General features: G+C 67.6%; 3 protein-coding genes. All 3 read right to left on the bottom strand.

Annotation, left to right across the window (positions count from 1 at the left end; translation table 11 throughout):
* Positions 1-37: 37 nt before the first annotated feature.
* A complete protein-coding gene (gene sucD, locus SX243_25565) occupies positions 38-910 on the bottom strand; it encodes a succinate--CoA ligase subunit alpha (protein MDY7096358.1) in 873 nt (290 codons plus the stop codon).
* A complete protein-coding gene (sucC, locus tag SX243_25570; GenBank protein ID MDY7096359.1) occupies positions 910-2079 on the bottom strand; it encodes an ADP-forming succinate--CoA ligase subunit beta in 1170 nt (389 codons plus the stop codon). Before sucC ends, sucD begins: the two co-directional genes overlap by 1 nt.
* A gap of 215 nt (positions 2080-2294) precedes the next feature.
* On the bottom strand, positions 2295-3500 hold a 1206-nt coding region (locus SX243_25575; GenBank protein ID MDY7096360.1), incomplete at its 5' end, for a PP2C family protein-serine/threonine phosphatase.

Here is a 3500-nt window from a genome sequence, read left to right on the forward strand (position 1 = left end):
CAGCCGTCGCCGGGAAAGCGCTGAAAGGTCATAGGCGTCAGCGGCCGAGAGCCTTGACCACCGCGGTCCCCATGTCGGCGGGGGAATCCACTACGTGCATGCCGGCGGCCCGCATGGCCTCGATCTTGGCCTCGGCGGTACCCTTGCCGCCGGCGACGATGGCACCGGCGTGGCCCATGCGGCGGCCCGGAGGAGCCGTTCGGCCGGCGATGAAGCCGATCACCGGACGGTCGAAGTTCTCCTGCACCCAGGCAGCGGCTTCCTCTTCGGCGCTGCCGCCGATCTCGCCGATCATGATCACCGCCTCGGTCTGGTCGTCGTCCTTGAACGCCGACAGCACGTCGATGAAGCTGGTGCCGTTGACCGGATCACCGCCGATGCCGACGCAGCTGGACTGGCCCAGACCGACGTTGGAGAGCTGCCACACCGCCTCGTAGGTGAGGGTACCGGAGCGGCTGACCACGCCGACACCGCCGGGCTTGTGGATATGCCCCGGCATGATGCCGATCTTGGCCTGCCCGGGGGTGATCACACCGGGGCAGTTGGGGCCCACCAGGCGGCTGCTCTTACCCTCCATGAAGGCCTGGACCTTGAGCATGTCCTGCACCGGAATGCCCTCGGTGATGCACGTCACCAGCTCGACGCCGGCGTCCACCGCCTCCATGATGGCGTCGGCAGCGAAGGGCGGGGGTACGAAGATCATCGTCGCGTTGCAGCCGGTGGACTCCCGGGCCTGGGCCACGGAGTCGAAGACCGGGATGCCCTGGACGTCCTGACCACCCTTGCCGGGGGTCACCCCGGCCACCACCTGAGTGCCGTAGTCGCGGCAACCGAGGGCGTGGAACTCCCCCTCCTTACCGGTGATGCCCTGCACCAACAGGCGCGTATCGTTGTCGACCCAGATCGCCATCACCGACCTCCTTTCGCCGCCGCAACCACTTTTTCGGCGGCGTCCGCCATGTGCGAGGCCACGATGAAGTCGAAGTTCGCTTCCCGCAGCACCTCCCGTCCCTGCTCCACGTTGGTGCCCTCGAGGCGCACCACCACCGGCAGCTTGACATTCCCCAACTCTTCGATGGCTGCCACCACGCCGCGGGCGATGCGGTCGGTGCGGGCGATGCCGCCGAAGATGTTGATCAGCACCGCTTCCACGCTGGGGTCGGAGATGATGATCTCAAACGCGTTCTGCACCGCTTCCTGACTGGCGGAGCCGCCGACGTCGAGGAAGTTGGCGGGCTCGCTGCCATAGAGCTTGATGATGTCCATGGTCGCCATGGCCAGGCCGGCGCCGTTGACCATGCAGCCGATGTTGCCGTCGAGCTTGATGTAGTTGAGGCCGTACTTGCCCGCCTCGATCTCCAGCTCGTTCTCCTCCGCCAGGTCCCGCATGCCCAGGATGTCCTGGTGGCGGAACATGGCGTTGTCGTCGAAGTCCATCTTCGCGTCCAGCGCCAGCACGTCACCGTCGGCGTTGACCATCAGCGGATTGATCTCCGCCAGCGAGGCGTCGGTGTCCATGTAGGCGCGGGTCAGCGCGGTGATCAGCTTCGCCGCCTGGGAGGCAGTACGGCCGGAGAGGCCCAGGCCGGAGGCCACCCGGCGCGCCTGGAAAGGAAGGATGCCCAGGTGGGGGTCGAAATGCTGCCGGACGATGGCGTCCGGATCCTCTTCCGCCACCTCTTCGATCTCCATGCCGCCGGCGGCGGAGGCCATCACCATGGGAGAGGCGGTGGCGCGGTCGAGCAGCACCGCCAGGTAGAGCTCCTTGGCGATGTTCTGCTGTTCTTCCACCAGCACCTTGCGGACCTTCTGCCCCTCGTCGCCGGTTTGGGGGGTCACCAGCTGCATGCCGAGGATCTGCGAAGCCACCTGCTCCGCCTCCTCCGGCGAGCCCGCCAGCTTGACGCCGCCGCCCTTGCCGCGGCCGCCGGCATGAATCTGCGCTTTGACCACACACTTGCCACCCAGCTCCTCGCAGATGCGCCGGGCCTGGGCGGCCTCTTCGGTCACCTCGCCCTTAGGCGTGGCCACCCCATAACGGCGCAGGATCTCCTTCGCCTGATATTCGTGAATCTTCAAGACATTCCTCCTTGACTGCTTGCTTGAGGGGCCGCTGCCGCCTGTGGGACCGCTCGCGGGGGGTGCCCGCCGCGCGGTTCGTTGGTGTTCGGCTTTGGGGGCCGGCGCCAGCGGGCTCGCGGGGGACGTTATCACAAAGACTTGAGAACGGACGAGGTCGTCCGCAGGAGGAAACGCCCGGCCCCGGGGCCTCCCGGCGCTCCGCTGGAGACAGCTCAGGGCAGCCTGAGCACCAACACCGTTTGATCATCGTGACGCGGCGCACCGGCGGCAAAGGCACCGAGGTCGGCGAAGATCCCGTCCCGCAGACCGGTGACCCCACGATGAGCGTGAGAAGCCAAGCTGCGCTCCAGCCGCTGGAAGCCAAAGACCTCGTCCGAGCCCTGGGCTTGGGCTTCGACCAAGCCGTCACTGAATAGAAACAGGAAATCCCCCGCCTCGAGGTCCAGGGAACGCGCCCGCAGCTCCAGAATCGGCCGGGCGCCCAGGGGGTAGGCCACCGACTCCAGGGCCTCGATTCGCGGCTCGGGACCGTCGGCGCCGCGGATTCGGTAGGGAAAGAGGTGCCCGGCGCTGGCATAGAGCACCTGGCGGCGCTGGGGATCCACCAGCGCATAGCAGAGGGTGGTGAGCAGGCGGCGGCGAGCGCTTTGGTAGACCATACGGTTGAGGGTGGCGAAGACCGGCGCCACCTCCGGATCGTAGGCCACCTGCACCGCCAGAGCGGACTTGGTCATGGACATGATCAGGCCGCTGGACACTCCATGGCCTGCCACGTCCCCCACCGCCACCGCCAACCGGCCGTCCTCCAGCTCCAACACGTCGTAGAAGTCGCCCCCCACCTCGGTGGCCGGGCGGTAGGCGTGGGCGATATCCACCCCCGCCAGCGACGGCGGCAGATCCGGCAGAATCGAGCTCTGGATGCCGCGGGCGGTCTGCAGCTCCAAGCGCTGGCGTTCGCGCTCGGCGATGCGGCGCACGTGGGGCGGCACGTCGTCGTAGCGGTAGATGAGCTCTTCCTCACCGGTGACGAAACGAAGCCCCACCAGCATCGGCGCCGCCGCCGCCAGAAGCGGCAACCAGCCCTGGAGCTGCAATGCCGGATCGTGGGCGTGGAGCAGAACCAAGCACGCGGGGAGGAGCTGCGCCGTCAGCGCCGCCAGCAGCGTGGTCAGCAGGTCGTAGCGCAGAAAGAGGAAGACCATGGCGGCGGCGAAGACGCCACTCACCGCCATGCCCCAAGCATAGGGCACCATCGGCAACAGCGGACTGAAGAAGACGGCACTGAGAACCACCACCACGGCACCTCCCCCCCAAGCCCCGAGCCGGCGCACCAGCGGCGGCAGCAGGAGCAGGCGCGCCAACAGCTCCTGAAAGAGCACCAAGACCAGGATCATCGCCCCATGGGCCAGGGGAAAGGC

The organism is Acidobacteriota bacterium (assembly GCA_034211275.1).
Classification (GTDB): domain Bacteria; phylum Acidobacteriota; class Thermoanaerobaculia; order Multivoradales; family JAHZIX01; genus JAGQSE01.